The sequence below is a fragment of the Mesorhizobium sp. M1078 genome (genome assembly GCF_040318615.1).
In the GTDB taxonomy this organism is placed as follows: Bacteria; Pseudomonadota; Alphaproteobacteria; order Rhizobiales; family Rhizobiaceae; genus Mesorhizobium.
The window spans coordinates 1-26,098 of sequence record NZ_JAMYMP010000012.1; the positions used below are offsets into that span (position 1 = coordinate 1).

The 26,098-nt window shown below is 63.9% G+C and carries 31 protein-coding genes and 1 tRNA gene; 22 read left to right on the top strand and 10 right to left on the bottom strand.

The genetic code is table 11. The annotated features are described in order from the left end of the window. Window positions 1–113: 113 nt before the first annotated feature. The 3 genes from NKH38_RS17090 to NKH38_RS17100 all read right to left on the bottom strand — a co-directional run bounded on the left by NKH38_RS17090 (window position 114) and on the right by NKH38_RS17100 (window position 2,647). Window positions 114–190, bottom strand: a tRNA-Arg gene (locus tag NKH38_RS17090). 161 nt (window positions 191–351) lie between these two features. Then, a complete protein-coding gene (locus tag NKH38_RS17095) occupies window positions 352–1,260 on the bottom strand; it encodes a DUF1003 domain-containing protein (protein ID WP_023723419.1) in 909 nt (302 codons plus the stop codon). A gap of 418 nt (window positions 1,261–1,678) precedes the next feature. After that, a complete protein-coding gene (locus tag NKH38_RS17100; RefSeq protein ID WP_352762014.1) occupies window positions 1,679–2,647 on the bottom strand; it encodes a D-alanyl-D-alanine carboxypeptidase family protein in 969 nt (322 codons plus the stop codon). 249 nt (window positions 2,648–2,896) lie between these two features. Here NKH38_RS17100 and NKH38_RS17105 point away from each other — a divergent pair, with 249 nt between their 5' ends. From NKH38_RS17105 to NKH38_RS17120, 4 genes are all read left to right on the top strand, one after another. Next, on the top strand, window positions 2,897–4,708 hold the full coding sequence (locus tag NKH38_RS17105) for a methyl-accepting chemotaxis protein (RefSeq protein WP_352762015.1): 1,812 nt from the start codon (window positions 2,897–2,899) through the stop codon (window positions 4,706–4,708). Window positions 4,709–4,943: 235 nt separating this feature from the next. Next, complete coding sequence (locus NKH38_RS17110) at window positions 4,944–6,035, top strand: hypothetical protein (protein WP_352762016.1); 1,092 nt, start codon at window positions 4,944–4,946, stop codon at window positions 6,033–6,035. 268 nt (window positions 6,036–6,303) lie between these two features. After that, a complete protein-coding gene (locus NKH38_RS17115) occupies window positions 6,304–6,924 on the top strand; it encodes a nucleoside triphosphate hydrolase (protein WP_023689152.1) in 621 nt (206 codons plus the stop codon). Window positions 6,925–7,009: 85 nt separating this feature from the next. Then, the gene (locus NKH38_RS17120) at window positions 7,010–7,381 is read left to right on the top strand and encodes a hypothetical protein (RefSeq protein WP_023711378.1); all 372 of its coding nucleotides are present in this window, start codon (window positions 7,010–7,012) and stop codon (window positions 7,379–7,381) included. 25 nt (window positions 7,382–7,406) lie between these two features. On the opposite strand, the gene NKH38_RS17125 is transcribed toward NKH38_RS17120, so the two are convergent. The 3 genes from NKH38_RS17125 to NKH38_RS17135 all read right to left on the bottom strand — a co-directional run bounded on the left by NKH38_RS17125 (window position 7,407) and on the right by NKH38_RS17135 (window position 9,734). Then, complete coding sequence (locus NKH38_RS17125; protein ID WP_023711377.1) at window positions 7,407–8,111, bottom strand: glutathione S-transferase family protein; 705 nt, start codon at window positions 8,109–8,111, stop codon at window positions 7,407–7,409. Between the two features lie 154 nt (window positions 8,112–8,265). Beyond that, complete coding sequence (locus tag NKH38_RS17130; RefSeq protein ID WP_352762017.1) at window positions 8,266–9,474, bottom strand: beta-ketoacyl-[acyl-carrier-protein] synthase family protein; 1,209 nt, start codon at window positions 9,472–9,474, stop codon at window positions 8,266–8,268. 5 nt (window positions 9,475–9,479) lie between these two features. Then, window positions 9,480–9,734, bottom strand: a complete 255-nt coding sequence (locus NKH38_RS17135) for an acyl carrier protein (RefSeq protein ID WP_023671226.1) — start codon at window positions 9,732–9,734, stop codon at window positions 9,480–9,482. A gap of 235 nt (window positions 9,735–9,969) precedes the next feature. On the opposite strand from NKH38_RS17135, the gene NKH38_RS17140 reads away from it, so the two are divergent. The 5 genes from NKH38_RS17140 to NKH38_RS17160 are packed head-to-tail and all read left to right on the top strand — an operon-like array spanning window position 9,970 to window position 12,326. Further along, window positions 9,970–10,791 (top strand): urease accessory protein UreD, encoded by an 822-nt coding sequence (locus tag NKH38_RS17140; RefSeq protein WP_502896605.1) that lies wholly within the window; start codon window positions 9,970–9,972, stop codon window positions 10,789–10,791. 30 nt (window positions 10,792–10,821) lie between these two features. Beyond that, on the top strand, window positions 10,822–11,124 hold the full coding sequence (locus tag NKH38_RS17145) for an urease subunit gamma (protein ID WP_023693076.1): 303 nt from the start codon (window positions 10,822–10,824) through the stop codon (window positions 11,122–11,124). A 10-nt stretch (window positions 11,125–11,134) separates the two neighbouring features. Next, entirely contained in the window at window positions 11,135–11,389 is a 255-nt protein-coding gene (locus NKH38_RS17150; RefSeq protein ID WP_023671229.1) for a DUF1272 domain-containing protein, read from the top strand. A gap of 29 nt (window positions 11,390–11,418) precedes the next feature. Continuing rightward, window positions 11,419–12,012 carry a HupE/UreJ family protein gene (locus NKH38_RS17155; protein ID WP_023693078.1) on the top strand — a complete coding sequence of 198 codons (594 nt, stop codon included), beginning with the start codon at window positions 11,419–11,421 and terminating at the stop codon, window positions 12,010–12,012. 8 nt (window positions 12,013–12,020) lie between these two features. Beyond that, window positions 12,021–12,326, top strand: coding sequence for an urease subunit beta (locus NKH38_RS17160; RefSeq protein WP_023671231.1), 306 nt, complete (start codon window positions 12,021–12,023; stop codon window positions 12,324–12,326). A gap of 26 nt (window positions 12,327–12,352) precedes the next feature. On the opposite strand, the gene NKH38_RS17165 is transcribed toward NKH38_RS17160, so the two are convergent. Both NKH38_RS17165 and NKH38_RS17170 read right to left on the bottom strand, forming a co-directional pair. Further along, window positions 12,353–12,850: a hypothetical protein gene (locus tag NKH38_RS17165; protein ID WP_352762019.1), complete on the bottom strand. Its 498-nt coding sequence runs from the start codon at window positions 12,848–12,850 to the stop codon at window positions 12,353–12,355. Window positions 12,851–12,973: 123 nt separating this feature from the next. After that, window positions 12,974–13,336 (bottom strand): hypothetical protein, encoded by a 363-nt coding sequence (locus NKH38_RS17170; RefSeq protein ID WP_023671233.1) that lies wholly within the window; start codon window positions 13,334–13,336, stop codon window positions 12,974–12,976. Between the two features lie 180 nt (window positions 13,337–13,516). Between NKH38_RS17170 and ureC the strand changes: the two genes are divergently transcribed. The 8 genes from ureC (at window position 13,517) to NKH38_RS17210 (ending at window position 19,759) form a co-directional block, all read left to right on the top strand. Next, window positions 13,517–15,229 (top strand): urease subunit alpha, encoded by a 1,713-nt coding sequence (gene ureC, locus NKH38_RS17175; protein ID WP_502896606.1) that lies wholly within the window; start codon window positions 13,517–13,519, stop codon window positions 15,227–15,229. A 92-nt stretch (window positions 15,230–15,321) separates the two neighbouring features. Then, window positions 15,322–15,915 carry a hypothetical protein gene (locus NKH38_RS17180; RefSeq protein ID WP_023683601.1) on the top strand — a complete coding sequence of 198 codons (594 nt, stop codon included), beginning with the start codon at window positions 15,322–15,324 and terminating at the stop codon, window positions 15,913–15,915. A gap of 42 nt (window positions 15,916–15,957) precedes the next feature. Next, window positions 15,958–16,563 (top strand): glutathione S-transferase family protein, encoded by a 606-nt coding sequence (locus NKH38_RS17185; protein ID WP_023683600.1) that lies wholly within the window; start codon window positions 15,958–15,960, stop codon window positions 16,561–16,563. Further along, complete coding sequence (locus NKH38_RS17190; RefSeq protein WP_023746509.1) at window positions 16,560–17,162, top strand: urease accessory protein UreE; 603 nt, start codon at window positions 16,560–16,562, stop codon at window positions 17,160–17,162. Before NKH38_RS17185 ends, NKH38_RS17190 begins: the two co-directional genes overlap by 4 nt. Continuing rightward, window positions 17,155–17,841, top strand: coding sequence for an urease accessory protein UreF (locus NKH38_RS17195; RefSeq protein WP_352762076.1), 687 nt, complete (start codon window positions 17,155–17,157; stop codon window positions 17,839–17,841). Before NKH38_RS17190 ends, NKH38_RS17195 begins: the two co-directional genes overlap by 8 nt. Next, complete coding sequence (locus NKH38_RS17200; RefSeq protein ID WP_023745871.1) at window positions 17,838–18,296, top strand: DUF3995 domain-containing protein; 459 nt, start codon at window positions 17,838–17,840, stop codon at window positions 18,294–18,296. The genes NKH38_RS17195 and NKH38_RS17200 overlap by 4 nt, the downstream gene beginning before the upstream one ends. Then, on the top strand, window positions 18,293–18,925 hold the full coding sequence (gene ureG, locus NKH38_RS17205) for an urease accessory protein UreG (RefSeq protein WP_023671240.1): 633 nt from the start codon (window positions 18,293–18,295) through the stop codon (window positions 18,923–18,925). Before NKH38_RS17200 ends, ureG begins: the two co-directional genes overlap by 4 nt. 66 nt (window positions 18,926–18,991) lie before the next feature. Further along, window positions 18,992–19,759, top strand: coding sequence for a class II aldolase and adducin N-terminal domain-containing protein (locus tag NKH38_RS17210; protein WP_023711372.1), 768 nt, complete (start codon window positions 18,992–18,994; stop codon window positions 19,757–19,759). A gap of 294 nt (window positions 19,760–20,053) precedes the next feature. Here NKH38_RS17210 and NKH38_RS17215 read toward each other — a convergent pair whose 3' ends face one another. After that, complete coding sequence (locus NKH38_RS17215; protein WP_352762020.1) at window positions 20,054–20,686, bottom strand: HAD family hydrolase; 633 nt, start codon at window positions 20,684–20,686, stop codon at window positions 20,054–20,056. Between the two features lie 220 nt (window positions 20,687–20,906). Here NKH38_RS17215 and NKH38_RS17220 point away from each other — a divergent pair, with 220 nt between their 5' ends. Next, the gene (locus NKH38_RS17220) at window positions 20,907–21,866 is read left to right on the top strand and encodes a sugar-binding transcriptional regulator (RefSeq protein WP_023689163.1); all 960 of its coding nucleotides are present in this window, start codon (window positions 20,907–20,909) and stop codon (window positions 21,864–21,866) included. Window positions 21,867–21,888: 22 nt separating this feature from the next. On the opposite strand, the gene NKH38_RS17225 is transcribed toward NKH38_RS17220, so the two are convergent. Beyond that, on the bottom strand, window positions 21,889–22,074 hold the full coding sequence (locus NKH38_RS17225) for a hypothetical protein (RefSeq protein WP_023732685.1): 186 nt from the start codon (window positions 22,072–22,074) through the stop codon (window positions 21,889–21,891). 110 nt (window positions 22,075–22,184) lie between these two features. Here NKH38_RS17225 and NKH38_RS17230 point away from each other — a divergent pair, with 110 nt between their 5' ends. From NKH38_RS17230 to NKH38_RS17245, 4 genes are all read left to right on the top strand, one after another. Further along, on the top strand, window positions 22,185–23,093 hold the full coding sequence (locus NKH38_RS17230; protein ID WP_023671245.1) for a LysR substrate-binding domain-containing protein: 909 nt from the start codon (window positions 22,185–22,187) through the stop codon (window positions 23,091–23,093). A 112-nt stretch (window positions 23,094–23,205) separates the two neighbouring features. Beyond that, complete coding sequence (locus tag NKH38_RS17235) at window positions 23,206–23,547, top strand: hypothetical protein (protein ID WP_352762021.1); 342 nt, start codon at window positions 23,206–23,208, stop codon at window positions 23,545–23,547. A 242-nt stretch (window positions 23,548–23,789) separates the two neighbouring features. After that, window positions 23,790–25,100, top strand: coding sequence for an ABC transporter substrate-binding protein (locus NKH38_RS17240; protein WP_352762022.1), 1,311 nt, complete (start codon window positions 23,790–23,792; stop codon window positions 25,098–25,100). A gap of 122 nt (window positions 25,101–25,222) precedes the next feature. Next, window positions 25,223–26,095: a carbohydrate ABC transporter permease gene (locus NKH38_RS17245; RefSeq protein WP_023711367.1), complete on the top strand. Its 873-nt coding sequence runs from the start codon at window positions 25,223–25,225 to the stop codon at window positions 26,093–26,095. The last annotated feature ends 3 nt before the right edge of the window (window positions 26,096–26,098 follow it).

Here is a 26,098-nt window from a genome sequence, read left to right on the forward strand (position 1 = left end):
GATGATGAGACATGCAGGCTCGAACCACTCCAAAACCCCTTCGGGCCAAAAGTGTTACCCATGTCTCCGATATAAACCGTAACCTATGTGTCCGGAATGGACCCTCGGTAAGTTGGCGCACCCGACAGGATTCGAACCTGTGACCTCTGCCTTCGGAGGGCAGCGCTCTATCCAGCTGAGCTACGGGTGCCTTCAGGGAACCTGAAAACGAACCAGCCGATAGGCCGGCCAGCCACGGCTTCTTAGCGGAAGCCGGCGCGGGCTTCAACGGGCAATTGGCGTGGCGATATTTTCGAAGCCGCTTGCGCGGCCTGGCAAGTTCGCGTCCGCCCTGCAGCCTCAGCCCGGGACTCACCCCGCCACCTCCACCTTCGCCACCCGCCTGCGCACCCTGCGCGGCGCCCGCTTCGCCTTCTTCGCGCCGGTCAGTTCATGCATCGCGTCCAGCTGCATCTGCTGCATTTCGGCCAGCCGCGTCCATTGGCGCGAGATCAGATAGTCGAGCTTTTCGTGCAAATGGCGCACTTCCAGCTCGGCTTTCAGGTTCACCCGGTAGTCGTTGAACGAGCGCAGGCGGTCCTTGGCCTCCGTCCGTCTCTGGCTCATCATGATGATCGGCGCCTGGATGGCGGCGATACAGGAGAGCAGCAGGTTGAGCAGGATGAAGGGGTAGGGGTCGAAGGCGCTGCTCACGCCCGCGATCAAATTGATGCCGATCCACACCGCAAGCACGCTGCCGAACGAGATCAGGAACCACCAGCTGCCGCCGAAAGCCGCCATGTTGTCGGAGACGCGGTCGGCGAACGAGCGGTGCTCCTCGAACTCCTCTTCCGAGTTTTCCGAAATCGTGTCCTGCCTGGCGATCGATTCGACCACCTGGCGGTCGAGCTCGGAGAATTCGCCATGCTCCTGCTGCAGCAGCTCCTCCATGTAGCGCATGCGGTAGCGGCCGAGCTCCTCGCGGCTGATGCGGGCGCCGCGCGGCAGGTCCGGATGATCGGAGCGGATGCGGTCGGCCAGGCTTGGCCGCAGGTCGTCGATGCGCACCAGGTCGCGCTTGCGGAATTTGCGGCCCGATATCGCCGACGGCTTTCGCTTCGGCTTCAGGCGGCCATGCGGTTCGGAGTCCGGCACATCGGGCGCTTCCAGCGCCTCGTCGGCAACCAGCTCGGCGTCATGATCGCCGATGGGCGGCGCCTCGAAATACTCGCCGCCGCTGTCGTTTTCATTGGCGGCCTGTTCGGATGGTTTTGGGCTCATGATGCCGGCTCCTGCTGTCGCGCCCACGATACGCCAAGCCGGCACGCCATAGCCACTGTGGCGGTGAAGATTGGGGGCTTGTGCAAGCGCTTGTGATGAATGCCTGCTGCAATTGCCTGTGGCGGCGCAGCCCCCCGGGGCCTCGCTCGCCTGCTGCTCGGCAACCAGACCGCCGAAGTGCTGTTGCGCCTGCTGCAGAGTTAAGATGAGGCAGCGATCCTTCACGACCCCCCTCTGTCCTGCCGGACATCTCCCCCTCAAGGGGGGAGATCAGATGTCGCCATGGCTTCGCCAAACACGAAAAAGAGGCGAGACGCCGAAGCTGCTAATCTCCCCACTTGAGGGGGAGATGGCCGGCAGGCCAGAGGGGGATGCTGTCCCGCCGGCGTTTCAGAGTTCCTCCACCCAACGACGGGTTCTATTGCGGCGGTAAACCAGGCAACTGCGACCCCTGCGCCGGCAAACCAGGCGGCGGCAGGCCGGGCGACGCTGCCGGCTGGTCTCCCGCAAACATCAGCCGCGTCTTGGTATCGGCCAGCGTCGGCGACAGACTGCGCTGGATCAGCGCTTCGACATGGTCGTTGCGCTGGCGGGCGCTGGCGGCGCCCATCACCACCACGATCAGATGCCGGCCGTCGGCATTGTAGGACGTGACGATATTGTAGCCGGATGCCCTGATATAGCCGGTCTTGATGCCGTCGACGCCGCGCACCCGGCCGAGCATGTCGTTGTGGCCGCGCACCAGCCGGCCGCGGAACATGAAGTCGCTTTCGGAGAAATAGTGGAACTGCTGCGGGAAGCGGGCGCGCAGCGCCATCCCCAGCGTCGCCATGTCGCGCGCCGATGTGTGCTGGCCATCGTCGGGCAGGCCGGAGGCATTGCGGAAGACGGTGCTGCTCATGCCGATCTGGCGCGCCTTGGACGTCATCATGGCGGCGAACTGGTCCTCCGAGCCGCCGAGATATTCGCCCACCGCCACCGCCACGTCATTGGCCGACTTGACCACGATCGCCCGGATCGCCGAATCGACATCGATGCTCTCGCCGCGCTTGAAGCGCAATTTGGTCGGCGGCTGCCGGGCGGCATTGTCGGAGACCGGGATCTGCGTTTCCTTCGAGACGCGGCCGGACTCCAGCGCCTCGAACAGCAGGTACAGCGTCATCATCTTGGTCAGCGACGCCGGATAGCGTTGCGCCCTCGAACTGACTTCGAACAGCGTCTTGCCACTGCCGGCATCGACGACGATGGCCGCATATTTCTCCTGCGGCGCCGGCACCGCCAGCACGCTGTCGGGCGGTGCGGTGGTGCTGCAGCCGGCCACGAAGACAAGCAGCAGGAGGGCTGCGAGAAATTTCTGGGCGGGGGAGGGGAAATGGAAATTTGGCAAGTCAAGTCCGGCGTTGCTGAGAGGGCCGGAACCTAGCCTAACCCATTGTGTTCGTCCATTTGGTTAACGGCGGAGCTGCCGATGACGCTGCCAATCTCCCCCGCAAGGGGGGAGATCAGATGTCGCTTCGGCTTCGCCAACCATCGGCGCTGAAACGGCAACCTCCCGAAATCGCCTGCTTCCTGTCCTGTTTTGCCTGCGGGGTCGCGGTGCTGCTATAGAGGCGGCAATTGCTTGGGGGATTTGACAATGACCGGTGACATCGGCGCGGCTGCGCCATCTCTTATCAGGGCTTCGCTCAGCCGCACCGGCAAATGGGCCGGCAGCGTCGCTTTCATCGGCGGCGCCGCATCCGACATCCTCAATCCGCTGGCGCCGTTCGCCGCCTATATCGCGCTGGTCGCTTCGGTTGCCGCCACCATCATCGCCATTGCCATCGTTCTGCGGCTGGTTCTGGCCGCCAAGGCGCTGCCGGCGCTGATCTTTGCCACCAGCGCTGCCGCCGTCGCCGGCGGCGTCTATGGCCTGCAGCAGCAGTCCAATTCGCAGAACGGTGTGATCGCCGGCCTGGTGCCGGCCATCGCCCAGTTGCAGCAGCAGATGGGCATCGTCTCGGCCAGGGTGGCCAGGATCGAGCAAACGGTAACCGAGACGAAGCTGGCGGTCGACCAGGTCAAGCAATCGACCGACGCGGTGGCGAAGAAGACCGAGGAAATTGCGTCGACCCAGCAGCAGCAGGCTGAGCAGGGCGCGCAGACGCAAAAGTCGGTAGAGGCGGTCAAGCAGACGACCGAAACGCTCGCTGCCGGCCAGCAGAAACAGGCCGAGCAGGCGGATAAGCTTCAGGCGACCACCGAGCAGATCGCCGCCTCGATCGACACCATCGCCAAGGGCTTTGCCGCATTGGCCGCGCAGGGCGGGACGATCGCCGAGCCGAAGCGGCCGGACGAATTCTATCACAATGCCCGCGTCTACGAGCTTTCCGGCGACATGCTGAATGCGCGGCGCTCCTATCTCGCTTTCGCCGGTTTCGACGTCGACGCCGTCGATCCCTACACACGCTTCGCCACCCTGCTGCGCGTGCAGGACGGCAAGGCCGGCGCCCGCGAAGTGTTCGGCGCCCTGGCCGACAAGGCCAAGGCGCTGTCGATCAAGCTGGTCCATATCCTGCAGTTCGACGATGCCCAGCGTCTCGACAAGCTCAACGCCTTCATCGCCGCCAATCCGGATTTCGCACCGGCCTATTACCTGCTCGCGCAGGAGTTTTCCGAGGATCGCCTCGGCGTCCAGTCGCTGTCCGACAAGCGCAGCGAGGCCGAGGCGCTGACCAGGTTCGTCTCCTATGAAAAGGAAGGCGGGCTGCTCAAATATTTCGTCGACCAGACGCAGCTCGCCGACTGGCTCGACCGCAGCCGTACCCGCCTGACGGCGCTTGGCGACGTGCTCGACCCAGCACGCTTTGCCCCGACGCTGACGCCGATGCGCTCCAATGCCGGCTGGACGATCTCCATCTCGCTGCCCGAGGCCGCGACCGGCATTTCCTGGCGCATGGGTGTGTCAGGTCCGTTCACCGACACCGGGCTGATGGCGATGAACGACCAGCGCACCGGCAAGCCGATGCCCAATCCGAGCTTCGAATTGCCCGACAGCACCACGGCCACCACCATCGGGGTCAAATATCTCGATCTCAGGGGCCGCGAGACCGGGCCGTTCGACATAAGTTTCGATCCGGACGCGGCGCTGCAACAGGGCAACAAACAGATCCTCGACCAGTTCTGGACGTCGTGGATCGTCTTCGACGCCAGCGGCAATCACGGCCTGGTCTATTTCTCCCAGATGCTGTCATTCCGCTGCGGCATCAGGGAGGTGCGCTACAGCTTGAACGCCACGGCGCTCGACAAGGAGATCAAGCTGCCGCCTTGCGACAAGAAGGACCCGTACGCCATTCCTTATGACTACCAGCCTTACTTCAAGGTCGCCGACAACGTGACGTCGATGGCGGTGCAGGTCACCTACACCGACGGCACCAAGTCGCCGGTGCGCGAGTATAAGCGGCAGTAGGCGTCCACCCTTCCCCTTGTGGGGAGGGTCGATCCGCGTAGCGGATCGGGGTAGGGGTCCTTGTAGGGCGCTACCCCCGCCCCGTCGATCGATCTCCGCTTCGCGTCGAGCGCTCGCCGACCCTCCCCACAAGGGGAGGGTAAAAATCGCCCTGATGCAAAATGCCGGTCGCTGTGCTTGCGCATCCGTCGCGGAGCGGGTTTGTTCGCTGCCATCAGAATCAGCAGGTGCGCGGATGGATACGGTCACGATCAAGGCAAAGGGCATTTCGGTCACGCTCGATCTCACTGTCGGCCATATCGCCGACATGACGGTCGACAGCGATGGCCGCCCCCTGAAGCCGCTGCACCGCGCGCCCTGGATCGATGCTGGCGAGACGCTGCCGCCGGACCTGCCTGAAGGCACGGTGCGGCTGTCTGGCGATTTCCTATGCGCACCGTTTTCGGCCAGCGACATCGAGGCCGCACCGCTGCATGGCTGGCCGGCCAACAGCGCCTGGGATGTCACCGCCAGCGAAGCGACATCCGACGGCTGGCGGGCCGTCTTCCGGTTGCGCCGCACGGTGATGGGCGCGACGGTCGACAAGATCTTCACGCTCCGCAACAGTCATCCCTTCCTCTATCAGGAGCATGTCTTTTCCGGCGGTTCCGGCGCTGTCTCCGCCGCCCACCATCCGATGGCGGCGATGCGCGATGGCGGCCGGCTGGCCTTTTCGCCGAAGCGCTTTGCCGGGACACTGGACGCACCGCTGGAGCCCGATCCGGCCCGCGGCCGCTTCAAGCTTTCCTATCCCGCCCGCTCGACCGATCTGACGCGCTTTCCAGCCACTGGCGGCGGCACGCTCGATCTCACCGACTACCGCATGGAGGATGAGCGCGAGGATTTCATCACCCTGGTCGAAGCCGATCATGGCGGTCCGGGCTGGACGGCGCTGGCGCGCCGGGCCGAACAGGATCTGGTGCTGGTGCTGAAGAACCCGGCGGAGCTGCCGGTCACCATGCTGTGGTTCAGCAATGGCGGCCGCGACTACGCGCCGTGGAGCAGCCGCCATCGCGGCGTGCTCGGCATCGAGGACGGCCGCGCCGCCATCGGCCATGCCGCATCGATCGGCGACAATTGGCTGAAGCGCGAAGGGGTCGCGACCGCTTTTACCCTCGGCGGCGAAGTCTCCTTCCGCCATGTCATCGGCACGCTGCCGCTCACGAGCGGCGAGCCGCCGCGCGATATCGGGACAGCCTCAGGTCACATGCGTCTCACCGGAGCCGATGGTTCGACCCGCGATGTCAGGTTCGACAGCGATTTCCTGCGGATCGGCCAGCCCGGCTGATTTTCGAACGCTGGCCCTGCCCCTCACCTGCCTGCTGGCATCCTCGACACACGGCACATGGAGCTTGTCCGCCGCACCGCCGCGCCAACCAATCTGCTTGGCGCTGCGGCGGACGCATAGGGGGAGAAGTGTTACCCATCTATCGGCTGGACACCGGCAGGGCGACGAGGGGCGGCGCTGACGTGCGGATGTCGTGAGATTGCCCAAATCGCGGTTTGAAATTTCCTCAAACTGCCGACAAGATGCAAAGCATAGCTGGAAGCGCCCAATGTCCGAAATCGCCCATCTCGCCGCCACCATCTTCAAGCGCGCCGGCAAGGCGAAACGCTTCATCGTCGCCATTGCCGGCCCGCCCGGCGCCGGCAAGTCGACGCTCTCGGCCGGGCTGCATGATCTGCTGCCGGAGGGCGCGGCTGAAGTCGTGCCGATGGACGGCTTCCACTATGACGACATCGTGCTCGACCAGCGCGGCCTGCGGCCAAGAAAGGGCGCGCCGGAGACTTTCGACTTCGCCGGCTTCGAGACGCTGTTGAAGCGCATCCGTTCGGGCGAGCCAGACATCGCCATTCCGGTGTTCGACCGCAGCATGGAATTGTCGCGCGCCGCCGCCTCCATCGTTGCCGCCGAGACCAAGTTCATCCTGGTCGAAGGCAATTACCTCCTGCTCGACGAGGAGCCGTGGTCGCGGCTGGCGCCGCTGTTCGACTTCACCATCTTTGTCGATGTGCCGCGGGCCGAACTCGAGCGCCGCCTTCTGGTGCGCTGGCACGAGCATGGCCGCTCCGACGAAGACGCCCGCGCCTGGATCGCTTCCAACGACATGCCCAACATCGATCGCGTGCTCGGCCGTCGCAGGTCCGCCGACCTGGTTGTTGGCGATCCCGCATAGTTCGCTGGACTTCGGAACGGGAACCTTAAGACTTTCAGGTCGTTATCTCTCATCGGCAATCGTGCCGCCGTGAGGGAACCGTCAGATGGCAACCAAGGCAAAAACACCCGCCAAGAGCAAGACCGCTCAACCCAAAGCCAGGCAGGCAAAGGCCACGCAGGCCAAGGCAGGCGCCGGCCCGGCGATCGCCGAGCGGTCCAAGGACGCAAAGCCGGCTTTCGGCAAAGCGGCGCCAAAGAAGGTAGAACCGGTCGCGACGGCGAAGGTGGCGGTGAAAACCGCCAAACCCAAGAAGCCGGCAAGCCGCGGCTCGATGGCCGGCGGGGCCATGCGCACGGTCAAGGCGACCGCCAATGTCGCCGCTGGTGCGGTGGCGGCGACAGCCAGGGGCGCCGCGTCGCTCGCTGCGTCCGTCATCGGCAAGGGCGGCTCGAAAAGCAAGGCCAAGGCGAAATAGACCTGGTTGCTTCGGCCGGCCGAGGTTAATTCCTGGCGGGAATGGTCAGGCCGCGCTGCACCGCGGGCCGCGCCAGCCCGCGCTCCAGCCATGCCGCGACGGTGGGGAAGTCGTCGAAGCCGACGAGTTCGCGCGCCTCGTAGAAGCCGATCAGATTACGCACCCAGCCCAGCATCGAAATGTCGGCGATGGTATAGTCGTCGTCCATGATCCAGGTTCGACCCTTCAGCCGCGTCTCCAGCACCCCGATCAGCCGCCGCGATTCATTGCGGTAGCGATCCAGCGGCCGCTTGTCGGCGATCTCGCGTCCGGCGAATTTGTTGAAAAACCCGACCTGTCCGAAAATCGGCCCGATCGCCGCCATCTGGAAGAACACCCATTGGATGGTCTCGTAGCGCCGCGCCGGATCGACCGGGATCAGCTTGCCGGTCTTGTCGGTGAGGTAGAGCAGGATGGCGCCGGATTCGAACAGGCCGAGCGGCTTGCCGCCCGGACCGTCGGGGTCGATGATCGCGGGTATCTTGCCGTTCGGGTTCAGCGACAGGAATTCCTGCGTCCAGCTCTGGTCCTTGCCGATATCCACCAGATGCGCCTCGTAGGGCAGGCCGAGTTCTTCCAGCGCGATCGAGACTTTCACGCCATTCGGCGTCGTCGCGGAATAGAGCTGCAGGCGGTCGGGGTGGCTGGCCGGCCAGCGCTTGGTGATCGGAAAGGCGGACAGGTCGGTCATCGAAAGCTCCGGTCGGGAATTTGGCGCGGTATCGCGCCATCTGGCGTGTTGCGAAGGATTATCCTCGGCGTCTTTGCCGATCAACCGGTCGACGGTGCAGACACCGTCTTCGCAGTCATTCAGGCCCAGTCGCTCAGGGGCCAGTCGCTTGCCGTCAGACCGCCTTGAACGCGACCACGGCATTGGTGCCGCCAAAGGCAAAACCGTTGCTGATCGCCGCGCGCACCTTGCGCTCGCGCGCCACATTCGGCGTGATGTCGAGATCGCAGTCGGGGTCGGCCTGCCGGAAATTGGCCGTCGGCGGCACGATGCCTTCGCGGATCGCCATCACGCAGGCGATCATTTCCAGGCCGCCCGAGGCGCCGAGGCAATGGGCATGCACCGACTTGGTCGACGACACCGACAGCTTATAGGCATGGTCGCCGAAGACGCGCTTGATTGCCGCCGTCTCGATCTGGTCGTTGGCCTTGGTGCCGGTGCCGTGGGCGTTGAGATAGTCGACGTCCTCGGGATTGAGCCCGGCGTCCGCCAGGCAGGCGCGCATCGCCGCCGTCGGTCCCTCGACAGTCGGCGCGACGATATCGGAAGCGTCGGCGGAAAGGCCGGCTCCGGCAAATTCGGCCAGAATGGTAGCGCCGCGCGCCATGGCGTGTTCATACGTTTCCAGCACCGCCATTCCAGCACCTTCGCCGAGCGACAGGCCCTGGCGATCGGCTGAGAACGGCCGGCAGGTATCGGGCGCCAGCACCCGCAGGGCTTCCCAGCCTTTCAGGATGCCCCAGAGCAGCGGCGCGTCGGTGCCGCCGGCGACCATGACATCGGCGCGGCCGAGCCGGATCTGGTCGACCGCCGAGGCAAAGGCGTGATTGGACGAGGAGCAGGCCGAAGTGACGCCGAACACCGGCCCGCGCAGGCCGAGATTCATGCTGACATGGCCGGATGCCGCACTCGGCATCACTTTCGGCACGGTGAAGATGCCGGCCCGGTTCTTGCCGTCGACCAGGATGGCGCGATAGTTCTCCTCGATCGCCTCCCAGCCGCAGACGCCGACGCCGACAACCGCGCCCATCCGGTAGGTGGTTGCTTCATTCGATGTCAGGCCGGCATGCTGCATGGCTTCGCGCGCGGCAATCGTCGCCAAAAGGCTGAAGCGGTCCATCGACACGGTCTGCTTGTGGCTGATGCCATGGTCGGGCAGCGTCTTGATTTCGCAGCCGACCTTGACCTTCAAATCATGCAAACCGGGATTGCTGATTTGACCGATGGCCGATCGGCCGGCCCGCATTTCGTTCCAGATTGCAGGCGCATTGGCGCCGAGCCCGCATATGCCGCCGATGCCGGTAATGACGACGCGCTTTTGCATTCAGCTCAGGCTTTTTTCGCAATCAGCGCGCGAACAGCCTCAACCATATCGCCGACATTCTTGAGATTGCTCCAGGCATCGACCGTGTTCATCTCGATCTCGATGCCGTACTGCTCCTCGAGATCGAAGATGATCTCGGTCAGTTCCAGGGAATGGATGCCAAGCGCGGTCAATTCCGTATTGGTGGTGATCTCTTCGCCACCGGGCTCCGCATGTGCCCTGATCTTGGCGATGATTTCCGTTGCCAGCTCGTCAGCCATTCGATTCCTTCCCCAATTTTATAACGTCGCGGTGCCGATTGGTTGGCGCCCCTGCTGCCTGGACTGAAATCGCCGTCGCCTTCAAAAACCCGCCAGGCGCAGCATGACCGTTCCAAAGAGGCTCCCTCTATAGAAACGGAAACGCTGTCAAGCAACAAGCTATATCAACAAGCACCATATCGACAAAGCGCCGGGAGTGCTTAACGTTAGCGCCGTGGATACGTTGCAGCATGTCTTGATCTCAGCTCTTCCGGCCCAGCGCGCGGCCGGGGCGGCCCGGCTTGCGTGCGGCGTCAGGGATGGACGCACCCGGCTTTTGCGCCTCTATCAGGACGGCTCGGCCAAAATCCGCATGCCGGCCGTTGCGGCCGATCCGCTCGAAGCCGTGCTCATCAACACGGCCGGCGGCCTGACCGGCGGCGATCGGCTCGGCTGGGAAATCGATGTCGGTCCAGGTGCCTCCGCCTCGATAACCACCCAGGCCTGCGAAAAGATCTATCGTGCTGCAAGCGACCGCGCTGAAGTTCGGGTCAAGCTCAGCGTCGGCGCGGGCGGGCATATCGCCTGGCTGCCCCAGGAAACCATCGTCTTCGACCGCTCGGCCTTTGCCCGCACGCTCGAGGTCGAGCTTGCCGCTGATGCCGAGGCGTTGCTGCTTGAGGCCACCGTATTCGGCCGCCTCGCCATGGGCGAAGAGGCCGCGCACGGCCATTTCCACGACCGTTGGCGTGTCCGCCAGGATGGTGCGCTCGTTCATGCCGAGGATTCCCGCATCGGGCCGGCTATCGCGGCGGCACTTGGCCGCCCGGCGGTCGCCGGCGGCGCCATTGCCGCTGCGACGCTGCTGATGGTTTCGCCGCAGGCCGAAGGCTTGCTCGATGCGGCCCGCGACATCATCGGCGCCGACGGCGATGCCAGCGCCTGGAGCGTCAAAAAATCTGGCAAGCTTCTTGCGAGGCTGTTTGCCGAGGACGGCTACCAGCTGCGCAAGCGGCTGGTTCCGCTCGTCGAACTGCTCAACGGGCGGGCGGGTCTGCCCAAATTATGGTCACTCTGAGCCAAATCCAGGCCAAATCCAGGAAAGCGCATGAACCTGACGCCGCGTGAAAAGGACAAGCTGCTCATCGCCATGGCGGCGATCGTGGCGCGCAAGCGGCTGGAACGCGGCGTCAAGCTCAATCACCCCGAAGCGATCGCGCTGATCACCGATTTCGTCGTCGAGGGCGCCCGCGACGGCCGCCCGGTCGCCGAACTTATGGAGGCCGGCGCCCATGTGGTTACCCGCGCGCAGGTGATGGAAGGCATCGCCGAGATGATCCACGACGTGCAGGTCGAGGCGACCTTTCCCGATGGCACCAAGCTGGTGACCGTGCACGAACCGATCAGGTGAGGAGAAAACGATGCTGGAACTGCGACCGAATTGCGAATGCTGCGACAAGGACCTGCCGCCGGAAGCGGCGGACGCGCTGATCTGCACCTTTGAATGCACCTTCTGCGCTGACTGCGCTGAACATGTGCTGGGCGGCGTCTGCCCGAACTGCGGCGGCAATTTTTCCGCACGCCCGATCCGCCCAGTGGAGAAACTGGTGAAATATCCGGCCTCGACCCAACGCGTGCTCAAGGCCGAGGGCTGCGGCCCGCGCAAGGCTGCGTGATTGTTTTCGTGACTTCGAAGGGAAGACCGATGATCTCTGCTTCAACCAAACGCACCACGCTTGCAGCGATCCTGCTGCTGGCGGCGGCGATGCCCGCTTATGCCCATGTCGGCATCGGCACCACCTCGTCCTTCGCGGCGGGCTTCGCGCATCCGCTGTCCGGCCTCGACCATATGACCGTCATGGTCGCCGTCGGCCTTTGGGCGGCGCTCAAGGGCGGCAAGGCGATATGGGCCTGGCCGCTGGCCTTTGTCGGCGTAATGCTGGTCGGCGGCGCGCTCGGCATGCTCCACGTGCCGGTGCCTTTCGTCGAACCGGGCATCCTTGCCTCCGTCGTCGCGCTTGGCTTTCTGGTGGCGTTGGCGGTCGATCTGCCGGTCTCGGCCGGAGTCGCCATCATCGGCCTGTTCGCGCTGTTCCATGGCCATGCCCACGGCACCGAAGTGCCGGAAAATGCAGGTGGGCTTGACTATATGGCCGGCTTTGCCGTTGCCACCGCACTTCTCCATGCCATGGGCATCGCTGCCGGCCTTGGCCTCGGCATGCGCTTTCGCGGGCTTGCCCGCGCCGCTGGCGCCGCTTGTGCTGCAGTCGGCGGCGGCCTGGTCTTCGGCGTTTTGTGAGGCTAACGATGATTCCCGGCGAAATCATCACCGCAAGCGGCGACATCGAGCTCAACAAGGGGCTGCCGACGGTGACGCTGAAGGTGGCCAACAGCGGCGACCGGCCCATCCAGGTCGGCAGCCACTACCATTTCTTCGAGACCAATGAGGGGTTGAAATTCGATCGCGACAAAGCGCGCGGCATGCGTCTGGACATTGCCGCCGGCACCGCGATGCGCTTCGAACCGGGACAAGAGCGGGACGTCACGCTGGTGCCGTTCGGAGGAAAACGCGAGGTCTACGGTTTTCAGCAGAAGATCATGGGCAGGCTGTGAGATCGACGGGGTCGGGCGCCCTGAGGTCAGTTCGACGGCCTGGCCGCCGCGTAGATGACGATTCTTGCCGAGCCGTCGAATTCCACCGCAAGGACGTCTTCCGTAAGCACGCGCCGCGAATCGATGGCGTTGAACAGCAAGGCGTTGGCGTCGATCTCCTTGTGCAGTTCCGCAATGTCGTCCTGATGCTGTTCGACCTTGCTCTCGACCGCCGGCGGCGGGCCGCCTTCGCTGCGCGCCGCGTCGGTGAGGAAGACGATATCCACAGTATCGAGCTTGGACGTCTTGCGCACGGCGCCGATGTTCTCACGCGTCCGCTCGATCGCGGTGATGATCTTGTTGGTCTGTGGTTCCGTCCGCGCCTCCTCCTGCCGGATATCGGAGCCGACGATCCTGTTGACGGTGTCGGCCCGGTTGACGGCGTCAGCGCTTTCAAGACCTTGCGCGGCTTGCGGGCCGAAAGCTGCGAGAAATGTGCAGGCAGCAAGGCTCTGGAGCCATCTGGTGTCGGCAAAGACAGGCATTGCTCACTCCTGGTGGACTTTTCTGTGCAACGCCGTTCGGCGCCAAAGGAACGAAACGCCTCCTGTCGGGCGAAGGTTCCCTGTGGGCTGGCGGGCCGGGTGCCGGCCCGCCAAGCGCTTCTTTCAGCTTGCCTTCTTGGTGACAAGGGTCAGCGCGCCATCGGTGGTCATGCTGGCGGCGACCACCTGTGCCGAGGTGAGCCCCTTGGCTTCGAGCGCCGACTTGATCTGCGGCGTCGCGTCGATCGAAGAGCGCAGTTTCTGCAGCCCGGCATCGCCACGCTGGGCGATCACCTGATTGACCTGCGTCTGGGTGGCCTTGGGCAATTCGCTGATATCGACGATGTTGACCTTCTGGATCGCCGGCGCCGCCGGCTGAGCGCTGGGCGCCGCCGGCTTCGGTTGCGGCGTGGGCTGTTGCTGGGCGCCGGCTACGGTTGCGGAGGCCAGCGTGGCGGCGGCTGCAAGAACGATGATTTTGCGCATGTATTTTCCTTTCATCGATTTGGCCAAGGGTTTGGCAAACGGGCGGTTTGGGGTGGCACGTCCACCTCAACGGCCAAATGGGATCAGAAGGTGTCGCCAAGCGGGTCATTGCATGACCATTGGATGGCGACGATGTGGAGTTCGGCTGCGGCCGGACTCTCGTTTGGGGAGCATTGACTGATGGCTAGAATTACCCGCGCCGCCTACGCGCAGATGTATGGCCCGACGGTCGGCGACAGAGTGCGCCTGGCCGATACCGAGCTGTTTATCGAGGTCGAAAAGGACCTCACCGTCCATGGCGAGGAGGTGAAATTCGGCGGCGGCAAGGTCATCCGCGACGGCATGGGCCAGAGCCAGGTGTCGCGCGCCGGCGGCGCGGTCGACACGGTCATCACCAACGCGCTGGTGGTCGATGCCACTGCCGGCATCTTCAAGGCCGATATAGGTCTCAGGGACGGCCGCATCGCGGCGATCGGCAAGGCCGGCAATCCCGACACGCAGGACGGTGTCACCATCATCATCGGCCCCGGTACCGAGATCATCGCCGGCGAGGGCAAGATCCTGACCGCCGGCGGCTTCGACGCGCACATCCACTTCATCTGCCCGCAGCAGATCGACGAAGCGCTGATGTCGGGCATCACCACCATGCTCGGCGGCGGCACCGGCCCGGCGCATGGCACGCTGGCCACCACCTGCACGCCGGGACCCTGGCACATGGCGCGCATGATCCAGTCCTTCGACGCTTTCCCGATGAACATCGGCCTGTCCGGCAAGGGCAATGCCTCGCTGCCGGCGGCGCTCGAGGAAATGGTGCTGGGCGGCGCCTGCTCGCTGAAGCTGCACGAGGACTGGGGCACGACGCCGGCGGCCATCGACTGCTGCCTGTCGGTTGCCGACGATTACGACGTGCAGGTGATGATCCACACCGACACGCTGAACGAATCCGGCTTCGTCGAGAACACCGTCGCCGCCATCAAGGGCCGCACCATCCACGCCTTCCACACCGAGGGTGCCGGCGGCGGCCATGCGCCTGACATCATCAAGGTTTGCGGCCTGCCCAACGTCATCCCGTCCTCGACCAACCCGACCCGGCCCTACACCGTCAACACGCTGGCCGAGCATCTCGACATGCTGATGGTCTGCCATCATCTGTCGCCGTCGATCCCCGAAGACATCGCCTTTGCCGAAAGCCGCATCCGCAAGGAGACCATCGCGGCGGAAGACATTCTGCATGACATCGGCGCCTTCTCGATCATCTCGTCGGACTCGCAGGCAATGGGCCGCGTCGGCGAGGTGGCGATCCGCACCTGGCAGACCGCCGACAAGATGAAGCGCCAGCGCGGGTCATTGCCGCAGGAGACCGGCAACAACGACAATTTCCGCGTCCGCCGCTACATCGCCAAATACACCATCAACCCGGCAATCGCGCATGGCCTGTCCAGGGACATCGGTTCGATCGCGGTCGGCAAGCGCGCCGATCTGGTGCTGTGGAACCCAGCCTTCTTCGGCGCCAAACCGGACATGGTGCTGATCGGCGGCATGATAGCCGCAGCCCCGATGGGCGACCCAAACGCCTCTATCCCGACACCGCAGCCGATGCACTACCGCCCGATGTTCGGCGCCTATGGCAAGGCCAGGACCAACTCGTCGGTGACCTTCGTTTCGAAGGCGGCGCTGGAGTCCGGCCTGCATGGCAGGCTCGGCGTCGACAAGCAGTTCGTGGCGGTGGAAAATACCCGCGGCGGCATCGGCAAGCACTCGATGATCCTCAACGACGCCACGCCGCATATCGAGGTCGATCCCGAAACCTATGAGGTTCGCGCCGATGGCGAACTCTTGACTTGCGAGCCGGCAACCGTGCTGCCGATGGCGCAGCGGTATTTCCTGTTTTGAGGCGAGGGGCGATTTGATCGACCCGGCAAATTCCATTGCGAGCCGGTCGGTCCCACCGCAATATGCGGCTCAAAGAAACCGCGTAGCAGGTCATGGTCACCGAAATAGCCTCCGCCCACGACATCTTCCCGCATATCCGCATCGTCATGGGCATGGTGATCGGACTTGGCGTCGCTCGCCTGCTGTCGGGGGTGGCGCGAATCGTCCAGCATCCCGGCCAGTACAGGCTCTATCCCGTGCACCTCGGCTGGGTCGCCTCCATGCTGTTGCTGCTGGTGCATTTCTGGTGGTGGGAGTTCGGCCTCTACACCATAGAGGTCTGGACTTTCGGCAAGTACCTGTTCCTGATCTTCTACGCCATCACGCTGTTCCTGCTGTGCGCGCTGCTGTTTCCGGATTCGATGCTCGACTACACCAGCTACGAGGATTTCTTCTATTCACGCCGTGGCTGGTTCTTCGGCCTGCTGGCGACGACCTATCTGCTCGACGTCGTCGACACGCTGCTGAAGGGTCCCGAGCATTTCGCCCGCTACGGCAATGAATATCTGTTCCGAACGCCGGTTTTCGTGGTGTTGTGCATCGCCGCCATACTGGTGCGTGACCGCCGCTTCCACATCGCATTCGTCGCCGGCACGCTGATCTATCAGATATCGTTCATCCTGCGGCTCTTCGACACCATCGTCTGAACAGTGGCTATGGTTTAGGGTCGCAGGAAAGAGGGTTCAACCATGTACAAGGCCATCGGATCGCGTGGATCCCGCGTCAGCCGCGTTCTGTGGATGCTCGAGGAACTCGGGCAGCCCTATGAATTCGTCGAGGTCAAATTGCGTTCGCCCGAAGCCTATGCGCTCAACCCGTCGGGCAAGGTGCCGATCCTGATCGATGGCGAACTGACGGTGACTGATTCGGCGGCAATCTGCGTCTATCTCGCCGACAAGCACGCCGACAAAGGCATGGGCGCCAATCCAGGTGTGGCCGGACGCGCCGAAATGGATTCCTGGATGCATTTTGCCCAGTCCGAGTTCGAAGCGCCGCTGTGGAACAAGCTGCGCCACCGCTTCCTGTTGCCGAAGGACGTGCGGGTCGATGTCGGCCCCGCCGCCGCCTACGATTTCGCCTCGGAGGCCAAGGCGCTCGACGGCCGGCTTGGGGATCGGGAGTTTGCGCTGGGCGACCGGTTTTCCGCCGTCGACGTGCTGTTGGGCGACATGGGCGGCTGGGCCCGCGCCGGAAAATTTCCGATCGAATCCGAGCGCGTCAACGCGTATTTCGACCGCGTCCTGGCGCGGCCTGCCCGTGCGAGAGCCCAGGCTAACGGTGGAGCCATGCGATGAAACTCAACCTGAACACCGACTTCACCAAGTTCCCGCGCGCCGTCTCGGTGGTGGCTGCCGGCACTGCCGGAACCACGGCCCCATCCGGCCGTGCCGTCCTGCCCCATGACGAGCGTCATTTGCGCCGCCGCGCCATCGAGCTTGCCGACGGCAGCAAGGTGCTGGTCGACCTGCCCGAGCCCGTGACCTTGAACGATGGCGACCGGCTGGTGCTGGAGGATGGCGGCCAGGTCGAGATCACCGCGGCACCCGAAGAGGTCTACGACATCCGCGCCCGCCACGCCGTGCATCTGACCGAACTCGCCTGGCATATCGGCAACCGGCATCTGGCGGCTGCGATTGAGCCCAGCCGCATCCTGATTTTGCGCGACCATGTCATCAAGGCTATGCTGGAAGGGCTGGGCGCCACGGTGCGCGAAGTCTCCGAACCGTTCAAGCCGGTGCGCGGCGCCTATTCCGCCCAAGGTGCGCATGGTCATGATCATGGCCATGCGCATGCGCACGCCGAAGCGCATTCCCATGATGGACGTTCCCACGCACACAGCGAGTCGCATTCGCACAGCCATTCCCATGACGGGCATCATCACGATCATGACTGACCAGCCGTCCGGCATCGCTTTGCTGCGGCTCATGGCGTGGCTGTCGCCGGCCTTTCCGGTCGGCGGCTTTGCCTACAGCCATGGTCTCGAACGCGCCGGGCAAGACGGGCTGGTTGCCGATGCCGCCAGCCTCGCCTTCTGGCTGGAGACGCTGGTCGAGATGGGCTCGGGCTGGAACGACGCCGTGCTCTTCGCGGAAAGCTGGCGCCGCGCCCGCGACGGCGGCGACCTCCATGAAGGCGACCTCCATGAAATTGCCGATCTCGCCGAAGCGCTGGCCGGCTCGCGTGAGCGCCACACCGAAACCATGCTGCAAGGCGCCGCCTTCCTGAAAGCGGCAGCGGCGTGGGCGAATCCGGTATTGGGCCGCCTGCCGGCCGAATGCGCCTACTGTGTCGCCGTCGGCGCCGTTGCCGGCGGCAACGGCATCGCGATTCAGGACGCGATGTCGGCCTTCCTGCAGGCCTTCTTCTCCAACCTCGTCCAGGCGGCGATCCGACTCGGAATCGTCGGCCAGACGGACGCTATGGCCTTGCTCGCCGGCTTCGAGCCGTTGGCGCTGTCGACGGCCGCGCGCGCCGCCGGCTCGACATTGGACGATCTCGGCGGCTGCGCCTTCATCTCCGACATCATGGCGATGAAGCACGAGACGCAGTATTCCAGGCTGTTCCGCTCATGATCGTCCTCGCCTTCGCCCTCTCGGCCGTCCTGCTGCTGATCACCGCGCTGCATGTCTATTGGGGCCTTGGCGGCATCTGGCCGGGCAGGGACGGCGTCTCCTGCGCCCACGCCGTCGTCGGCTTTCGCGGCGTCGACGAGATGCCGACGCCGTTTGCCTGTTTCGCCGTTGCCGCGTGCCTGTGCCTCGCAACCCTGTGGCCGCTGGCGCTGACCGGGGTCTTCGCCACCCCCTTTCCAAGGGAAGGCCTTGCCGCCACAGCGCTGCTCATAGGGCTGGTCTTCCTCGGCCGCGGCATTGCCGGCTTCACGCCGTGGTGGCGCCGTCTGGCGCCGGAACAGCCTTTTGCGCGGCTCGATGTCAGCTTCTATTCGCCGCTCTGCCTGTTGATCGGGCTCAGCTTCGCCATCCTCGCCATCACGGAGTTTTTCGGCATGACGGATTTTTCGCTATGACTCAGGCCAACGGTCCCCTGCGCATCGGCATCGGCGGTCCCGTCGGCTCCGGCAAGACGACGCTAACCGAAAAGCTCTGCAAGGCGCTGCGCGACGATTTCTCCATCGCCGTCGTCACCAACGACATCTACACCAAGGAAGACGCCATGATGCTGGCTCGCCTGCAGGCGCTGCCTGAGGACCGCATCGTCGGCGTGGAGACCGGCGGCTGCCCGCACACCGCCATCCGTGAGGACGCCTCGATCAATTTGCAGGCGATCGCCGGGCTGAACAGGAAATTCCCCGATCTCGACATCGTCTTCATCGAATCCGGCGGCGACAACCTCGCCGCCACCTTCTCGCCCGACCTCGCCGACCTGACCCTCTATGTCATCTCGGTTTGCCAAGGCGAGGAAATCCCCAGGAAGGGCGGGCCGGCGATCACCCGTTCCGATTTCCTGGTCATCAACAAGAGCGATCTGGCGCCCTATGTGAACGTCAACCTCGATGTCATGGAGAGCGACGCCGCCCGAATGCGGGGCAAGCGCCCGTTCGGCTTCACCGACCTGTCGCGCGGCAAGGGCCTGCAGGAAGTCATCGACTTCATCGTCGAACATGGCGGGCTGCAGTCGGCCCGCTCGGCGGCCTGACCCAGTACTTACCGGTTGCTGGTCGGCATTGGGCGCGGCATTCTCGGGGAAATGGAGGATTTTTTGATGAGCATCGCCCGTTTGCAGAAAGAGCCGCTGACCAACCTGCCCTATTATGAGGAGCGCGTCGACCTTGCCGCCGCCTTCCGCTGGACGGCGCGGCTCAACATGCATGAAGCCGTGGCCAACCACTTCTCGCTGTCGGTCAACGAGGCCGGCAGCAAATTCCTGATGAACCCCAACCAGGTGCATTTCTCGCGCATCAAGGCGAGCGACCTTTTGCTGATCGACGCCAACGATCCCGAGACATTGTCCGGCCCGAATGCGCCCGACCCGACCGCCTGGGGTCTGCACGGCGCCATTCACCGCAACGTGCCGCATGCGCGCTGCGCCATGCATGTGCATTCCATTCATGCCACTGTGCTTGCATCGCTGGCCGACTCGACTCTGCCGCCGATCGACCAGAACTCGGCCATGTTCTTCAACCGCCACGTCGTCGATGCCCACTATGGCGGGCTGGCCTTCGAGGAGGAAGGCGAGCGCTGCTCGCAACTGCTCACCGACCCTAAGGTCAAGGTGATGGTGATGGGCAATCACGGCGTCATGGTCATCGGCGACACCGTTGCCGACGCCTTCAACCGCATGTTCTATTTCGAGCGTGCCGCCGAGACCTACATCAAGGCGCTGTGGACCGGCCGTCCGCTGCGCACGCTCTCCGACGCCATTGCCGAAAAGACCGCCAGCGAAATGGACGACTATCCCGGCCAGGCGGAGCGTCACCTTGCCGAGCTGAAGGCGATCCTCGACGAGGAGGAGCCGGTGTACCGCAGCTAAGCGACCATCCGTGCTTCTCCCGTTTACGCTACGCACTCACCTTCTGTGATTTGTTATGACTGATCGGCGTAAGGCTTGGTTGCCAGGTGGTTCCCCCAATCCGTCGCTGCTTCGCAGCGCCACCTTTCCCTCCTCCGGAGGGAAAGGAAGGGAGCTTTCTGGACGAGCGTTTGACGGCAAAAAGCTTGGCTCGGCGAAGCCGAGACGGAGTGGGGGTCGACCAGCGCAACATTAGACAATGCATGGCCAAGCTGAAGGGAGGATGAAGGGCAGCGCCGACGTTCATAGGCTCACTCAGAGTCCCAACTGAGCCCGCAACTCTTCCGCACTGTTGATCACGACAGCGCCCTTCGGTCCTGCCATCGGCGCTTCCGGCCAGAAGATCGTCCGCATCCCCGCGGCCAGGCCTGATGTGGCGCCGGTAATGCTGTCGTCGACGGCCACCGCGTCTGAAGGATCGACGCCGGCCAGCCACGCGGCGCGCAGGAACGGTTCGGGATGCGGCTTGCCTTCGCGCACGTCGTTTCGGCTGATCGTGCGCATGCCGGGATAGATCAGGCCGACGGCGCTCAGATTTGCATCGACGATCACCCGGTCGGAATTGGACACCACCGCCTGCTGCACGCCGAGCGCGCGCAACTCGTTGAACACTTCGATCGCGCCGGGGCGCGGCTTCAGCGTCTCGGCCATCGGCATGTAGTGATCGTATTTGCGCACGATCCAGTCGTCGAAGGGCAGGTCGAGGCCGAACTCGCTGCGCAGCATCTCGTAGACCGGTGCGGCGGCGACGCCCAGCACCCGCTCATGCAGGTCGGCCGGCGGCGTGATACCGACGCTGCGCAGCGCCGCCACCAAGGCCGCCTCGTGCAGCGGCTCGCTGTCGACCAGCGTGCCGTCCATATCCCAGAAAACCGCTTTCGGCGTCATGCGAGGCTCCTTTGCCGATCCCCTTAAAGCGTTTGTATCAGGAGATAAACCGCCGAGCCCGTCCGCTGGCGATTTTCGCTGGGTTGGTTGCCGCGCGGCGGCCGGATCGAAGCAGCAAGCAATTGTCTTCCCGATTGAACAATTGCGCGCCGACACATTCCCTGCAAGACTACGACGCTTCGCCCAAGGGCGCGCAAAGGGGCAGGGCTGGAGGCACATTTTGAATTCGCGGCAAGATGGCGGCAGCAGCAGGCTGGACGAGGCAGCGCGCGCCGGCTGGCTTTATTATGTTGCCGGCAACACCCAGGACCAGATCGCCGCCACGCTCGGCATTTCCCGGCAGACGGCGCAGCGGCTGGTGTCGCTGGCGGTGTCGGAGGGGCTGATCAAGGTTCGCGTCGATCACCCGATCGCCAATTGCCTTGATCTCGCAGCTAGACTGAAGTCACGCTTCGCGCTCGACCTCGTCGAAGTGGTGCCGAGCGATCCAACCTCATCCTCGACCACGATCGGCATTGCCGAGGCGGCCGCGGCCGAGATCGAGCGGCGGCTGCGGTCACCGACGCCCATCGTCTTGGCCATCGGCACCGGCCGCACGCTGAAGGCGGCGATCGAGCAATTGCCGCCGATGGAATGCTCGCAGCACAAGGTTGTGTCCTTGACCGGCAACATCTCGCCCGACGGTTCGGCCGCCTTCTACAACGTCATCTTCACCATGGCCGACCGGGTCAAGGCGCGCTCGTTCCCGATGCCGCTGCCGGTCATCGCCTCGTCGCCGGAAGAGCGCGAGATGCTGCTTGCCCAGCCGATGATCCAACCGACGCTGGCGCTGGCCGCGGAAGCCGACGTGACCTTTGTCGGCATCGGCGATCTCGGCCCGAAGGCGCCGCTCTACGAGGACGGTTTTATCTCGGAAAGCGAGCTGAAGGCGTTGCAAAAGGCTGGCGGCGTCGCCGAGATCGTCGGCTGGGTGTTCGACCGGGAAGGCCGCATGATCGAGGGCATCACCAACGACCGGGTATCGTCGGCAGCCTTGCCGTCACGCGAAAAGTCGCTGGTCATTGCGCTCGCCATGGGCGAGCGCAAATTGCCGGGCATCCTGGCCGCTGTGAACCGCCGGCTGGTCAATGGCCTCATCACCGACGAGCGGACCGCCACGGCCCTACTCGACGGCGCCTGATCTGGTGATAAAATCGGCACTGCTATTTGTGCCGTCCGCAAACATCATTTCCATCGAGGAAACCCATGTCGCGCTGCAGATGCGGCGACAATTCCCTGACGTCGACATAGCTGCGGCGGCGGCGTACCAGCAGGGAAAATTCGTGCGCCAGCACGGAAAACCAGCTCCGCGCCGGGGCCGAATGCAGCTTTTCCTGTACCGTGGTCATGATCTTTAGCCTCCGCTATGCTTGAACTGGATTGTTCCTCGACACCAAATATCAGTCTGATCGGCTCCGGCTTCCAATCAAACGTCGATCAAGACCCATAAGGAGGGCTTATGCCCGATCTCAAGGCACCGCAGCTCGCCCAGCTGCCGCCGCTGCAGGCCATCAGAGTGTTCGAAGCCGTCGCGCGGCATCTCTCCTTCACCAAGGCCGCGCAGGAACTCGGCATGACGCAGGCCGCCGCCAGCTATCAGATCAAGCTTCTGGAAGAGCGCATCGGTTCGCCGCTGTTCCTGCGCCAGCCGCGACAGATTGTGCTGACGGAACCCGGCCAGCGCCTGGCGCCCGCCGTCAGCGAGGCGTTCAGCCTGCTCTCAAGCGCCTATTCCGCCGCGCGTGGGGGCGCCGATGGTGTGCTGTGCGTCTCGACGCTGCTGACCTTTGCCTCGAACTGGCTGGCGCAGCACCTCGGCTCCTTCCAGGTCGCGCATCCGTCGCTGGCGGTGCGCGTCGATACCTCGAACAGGGTGATCGATTTTGCCCGCGAGGACATGGACATCGCTATCCGCTCCGGCAGCGGCAAGTGGCCTGGAGTGGAGACCCATCTTTTGTTCAAGGCCGATTTCACCCCGGTGCTGAGCCCGGCACTCGCTGCCACCATAGGTGGCGTCCACGAACCCGCCGACCTGTTCAAGCTGCCCATTCTCGATCCCGGCGACATCTGGTGGCGGGAATGGTTCGCCCTTGCCGGCGTCCCGGCGGACGAACTTGCCAGGCGCACCGGCACCAGCATGGGCGCGCAGGCCTATGAGGCGAACGCGGCCATCGCCGGCCATGGTGTGGCGATCCTGACCACCGCATTGTTCAAGACCGAGCTCGCCGCCGGCCGCCTGATCCAGCCCTTCGACCTGGTCGGCGACGACGGCCACGCCTATTGGCTGGTCTACCCGACGGCGCGTCGCAACGTGCCGAAGATAAAAGCCTTCCGGGACTGGATCCTGGCCGAGATCGCCTGCGCCTGAGGGCGAGCGATTCGCGGATTGATTTCCGAGATGCAAAGCGAGCCATGGATCCGCGACGAATGCTCGCTTTCGCGGACAAACAGCTGCGATCGGGCCACCCGGTTAACCAAGCTTGACAAAAACGCTGTCGATATCACTCGCCCGGCATAGGCTTGTGCTTGTGACGACCCAATTGAGCAGGATCAATCGTCTGCAGATTGAAACAGGGTCGATCAGCTGGCTGATGAAAGTCTATCGCGTCGAAGAAATCGAAAACAACACCGTGCGCACGACGCACGTGATCGAAGCATTTACGCCGTTTCAAGCTGCCGTGAAGGTAATCGGCCGGGAAGTTAGGCTGCGCAAGGACGAGCCCAGCTGGATCCAGGTGACGGAAGTGCTGACCAGAGCCAAGCAAACACGCGACGGCAGGGTTTTCGAATATTCCGTGGGAAGCTACCCGTCCCACGGCTGACGGGCTGGGCCTATCGCTCCCTTGGCGCCATGATTGGGTTGCGATGGGTCGGCATCAACCCGCTCTCACATCCCGTGCAAACAGCTTCCCAAATCCATTCAATATCCTCTACGCGCGCAATGTCGCGCACCTGCCCCGTGTGCTGCGCTGCAGCATCGAATCCGGCTTGACATAATTAACGCCAAGTGAGTAATTGCCCATTACCAAGGCAAATGCTCATCTTGGTTCATGGGAGGAATTTGATGAAACTGCGCACGCTCACCCTGGGCTTGTTGTCGGCCAGCGCTTTCGCTTTTGCCGCACACGCCGAATCCATCACCATCGCCACGGTCAACAATGGCGACATGGTCCGCATGCAAAAGCTGACGGACGACTTCACCAAGGCGAACCCCGACATCCAGCTGAACTGGGTCACGCTCGAAGAGAACGTGCTGCGCGAGCGCGTCACCACCGACATCGCCACCAAAGGCGGCCAGTATGACGTTATGACCATCGGCACCTACGAGGTTCCGATCTGGGCCAAGCAGAACTGGCTGTTGCCGCTCGACAAGCTCGGCGACGACTATGACGCCAAGGACATCATCCCGGCCATCGCCGGCGGCCTCTCGGTCGACGGCAAGCTCTATGCCGCGCCCTTCTACGGCGAAAGCTCCTTCGTCATGTACCGCAAGGACCTGATCGAGAAGGCCGGGCTGACCATGCCCGATGCCCCGACCTGGGACTTCATTAAGCAGGCCGCCGACAAGATGACCGACCGCGCCAATGGCGTGAACGGCGTATGCCTGCGCGGCAAGGCCGGCTGGGGCGAGAACACGGCGTTCCTGACGGCCATGTCCAACTCGTTTGGCGCCCGCTGGTTCGACGAGAACTGGAAGCCGCAGTTCGACCAGCCGGAATGGAAGAACACACTGCAGTTCTATGTCGACCTGATGAAGGCCGACGGTCCGGAAGGCGCTTCGTCCAACGGCTTCAACGAGAATCTGGCTCTGTTCCAGCAAGGCAAGTGCGGCATGTGGATCGACGCCACCGTGGCGGCGTCCTTCGTCTCGGATCCGAAGGCCTCGAAGGTGGCCGACAAGGTCGGTTATGCTTTGGCGCCGGACAATGGCCTCGGCAAGCGCGCCAACTGGCTCTGGGCATGGTCGCTGGCGATCCCCGCAGGCACGCAGAAGGCGGAATCCGCCCAGAAGTTCGTCTCATGGGCGACGAGCAAGCACTATGCCGAACTGGTCGCTTCCAAGGAAGGCTGGGCCAACGTTCCTCCGGGAACGCGTTCCTCGCTCTACGCCAATCCCGAGTACCAGAAGGCGGCCCCGTTCGCCAAGATGACGCTGGACTCGATCAATGCCGCCGATCCGGCGCATCCGACGGTCAAGCCGGTGCCCTATGTCGGTGTGCAGTTCGTCGCCATTCCTGAGTTCCAGGGCCTCGGCACAACCGTTGGCCAGCTGTTCTCGGCGGCGCTCGCCGGCCAGACCAGCGTAGACGACGCGCTCAAGCAGGCGCAGGACGCCGCCACGGCGACCATGACCGAAGGCGGTTATATCAAGTAAGGCTCCTCCCGGTGCCGAACGCCGGTCGCCTCCTGACCGGCGATGGCCGCCCGAGTCCCAGTTCGGGCGGCCGCTTTTTCCCCGCTGTGAAAATTCAGTCCGACTAGTGAAGGGTGACCGTCATGGCTACTCAGCAGACCCGTTCGCTTGCCCGCTTCATGATGGCGCCGTCCGTCGTGTTGCTGTTCGTCTGGATGATCGTGCCGCTGGTCATCACCTTCTGGTTCTCCTTCCAGCAATACAATCCGCTGAACCCGATCCGCGACGGCTTCGTCTGGTTCTCGAACTACTCGCTGTTCTATTCCAACCCGGCATTCCTGCAATCGATCCTGAACACGCTCGTCCTGGTCGGCAGCGTGCTGCTGATCACCGTGATCGGCGGCATCATGCTGGCGCTGTTGATCGATCAGCCGATGTGGGGACAGGGGATCGTGCGCATCCTCGTCATCTCTCCGTTCTTCGTCATGCCGCCGGTGGCTGCACTTGTCTGGAAGAACATGATCATGCACCCGCAATACGGCGTCTTTGCCGACATTGCGCGCTTCTTCGGCGCCCAGCCAATCGACTGGTTCGGGCAGCATCCGATGCTGGCCATCATCATCATCGTCGCCTGGCAATGGCTGCCCTTCGCAACGCTGATCCTTTTGACCGCCCTGCAGTCGCTCGACGGCGAGCAGAAGGAAGCCGCCGAGATGGACGGCGCCGGCTTCGTCAGCCGCTTCATCTATCTGACGCTGCCGCACATGTCGCGCGCCATCACCGTCGTCATCCTGATCCAGACCATCTTCCTGCTGTCGGTCTATGCCGAAATCCTGGTCACCACCAATGGCGGACCCGGCTATGCCTCCACCAACCTGCCCTTCCTCGTCTACCAGAAGGCATTGCTGGAGTTCAAAATCGGCCAGGCATCGGCCGGCGGTGTCATCGCCGTCATTCTCGCCAACATCGTCGCCTTCTTCGCCATGCGCGCGGTCGGCAAGAACCTGGACAAGTAAGGG

Coding starts and splice junctions, on each gene's coding strand:
- NKH38_RS17095 (WP_023723419.1), bottom strand. CDS start 1,260: ATGAGCCCAAAACCATCCGAACAGGCCGCCAATGAAAACGACAGCGGC.
- NKH38_RS17105 (WP_352762015.1), top strand. CDS start 2,897: ATGACCGGTGACATCGGCGCGGCTGCGCCATCTCTTATCAGGGCTTCG.
- NKH38_RS17110 (WP_352762016.1), top strand. CDS start 4,944: ATGGATACGGTCACGATCAAGGCAAAGGGCATTTCGGTCACGCTCGAT.
- NKH38_RS17115 (WP_023689152.1), top strand. CDS start 6,304: ATGTCCGAAATCGCCCATCTCGCCGCCACCATCTTCAAGCGCGCCGGC.
- NKH38_RS17120 (WP_023711378.1), top strand. CDS start 7,010: ATGGCAACCAAGGCAAAAACACCCGCCAAGAGCAAGACCGCTCAACCC.
- NKH38_RS17125 (WP_023711377.1), bottom strand. CDS start 8,111: ATGACCGACCTGTCCGCCTTTCCGATCACCAAGCGCTGGCCGGCCAGC.
- NKH38_RS17130 (WP_352762017.1), bottom strand. CDS start 9,474: ATGCAAAAGCGCGTCGTCATTACCGGCATCGGCGGCATATGCGGGCTC.
- NKH38_RS17135 (WP_023671226.1), bottom strand. CDS start 9,734: ATGGCTGACGAGCTGGCAACGGAAATCATCGCCAAGATCAGGGCACAT.
- NKH38_RS17145 (WP_023693076.1), top strand. CDS start 10,822: ATGAACCTGACGCCGCGTGAAAAGGACAAGCTGCTCATCGCCATGGCG.
- NKH38_RS17150 (WP_023671229.1), top strand. CDS start 11,135: ATGCTGGAACTGCGACCGAATTGCGAATGCTGCGACAAGGACCTGCCG.
- NKH38_RS17155 (WP_023693078.1), top strand. CDS start 11,419: ATGATCTCTGCTTCAACCAAACGCACCACGCTTGCAGCGATCCTGCTG.
- NKH38_RS17160 (WP_023671231.1), top strand. CDS start 12,021: ATGATTCCCGGCGAAATCATCACCGCAAGCGGCGACATCGAGCTCAAC.
- NKH38_RS17165 (WP_352762019.1), bottom strand. CDS start 12,850: ATGCCTGTCTTTGCCGACACCAGATGGCTCCAGAGCCTTGCTGCCTGC.
- NKH38_RS17170 (WP_023671233.1), bottom strand. CDS start 13,336: ATGCGCAAAATCATCGTTCTTGCAGCCGCCGCCACGCTGGCCTCCGCA.
- ureC (WP_502896606.1), top strand. CDS start 13,517: ATGGCTAGAATTACCCGCGCCGCCTACGCGCAGATGTATGGCCCGACG.
- NKH38_RS17180 (WP_023683601.1), top strand. CDS start 15,322: ATGGTCACCGAAATAGCCTCCGCCCACGACATCTTCCCGCATATCCGC.
- NKH38_RS17185 (WP_023683600.1), top strand. CDS start 15,958: ATGTACAAGGCCATCGGATCGCGTGGATCCCGCGTCAGCCGCGTTCTG.
- NKH38_RS17190 (WP_023746509.1), top strand. CDS start 16,560: ATGAAACTCAACCTGAACACCGACTTCACCAAGTTCCCGCGCGCCGTC.
- NKH38_RS17195 (WP_352762076.1), top strand. CDS start 17,155: ATGACTGACCAGCCGTCCGGCATCGCTTTGCTGCGGCTCATGGCGTGG.
- NKH38_RS17200 (WP_023745871.1), top strand. CDS start 17,838: ATGATCGTCCTCGCCTTCGCCCTCTCGGCCGTCCTGCTGCTGATCACC.
- ureG (WP_023671240.1), top strand. CDS start 18,293: ATGACTCAGGCCAACGGTCCCCTGCGCATCGGCATCGGCGGTCCCGTC.
- NKH38_RS17210 (WP_023711372.1), top strand. CDS start 18,992: ATGAGCATCGCCCGTTTGCAGAAAGAGCCGCTGACCAACCTGCCCTAT.
- NKH38_RS17215 (WP_352762020.1), bottom strand. CDS start 20,686: ATGACGCCGAAAGCGGTTTTCTGGGATATGGACGGCACGCTGGTCGAC.
- NKH38_RS17225 (WP_023732685.1), bottom strand. CDS start 22,074: ATGACCACGGTACAGGAAAAGCTGCATTCGGCCCCGGCGCGGAGCTGG.
- NKH38_RS17230 (WP_023671245.1), top strand. CDS start 22,185: ATGCCCGATCTCAAGGCACCGCAGCTCGCCCAGCTGCCGCCGCTGCAG.
- NKH38_RS17240 (WP_352762022.1), top strand. CDS start 23,790: ATGAAACTGCGCACGCTCACCCTGGGCTTGTTGTCGGCCAGCGCTTTC.
- NKH38_RS17245 (WP_023711367.1), top strand. CDS start 25,223: ATGGCTACTCAGCAGACCCGTTCGCTTGCCCGCTTCATGATGGCGCCG.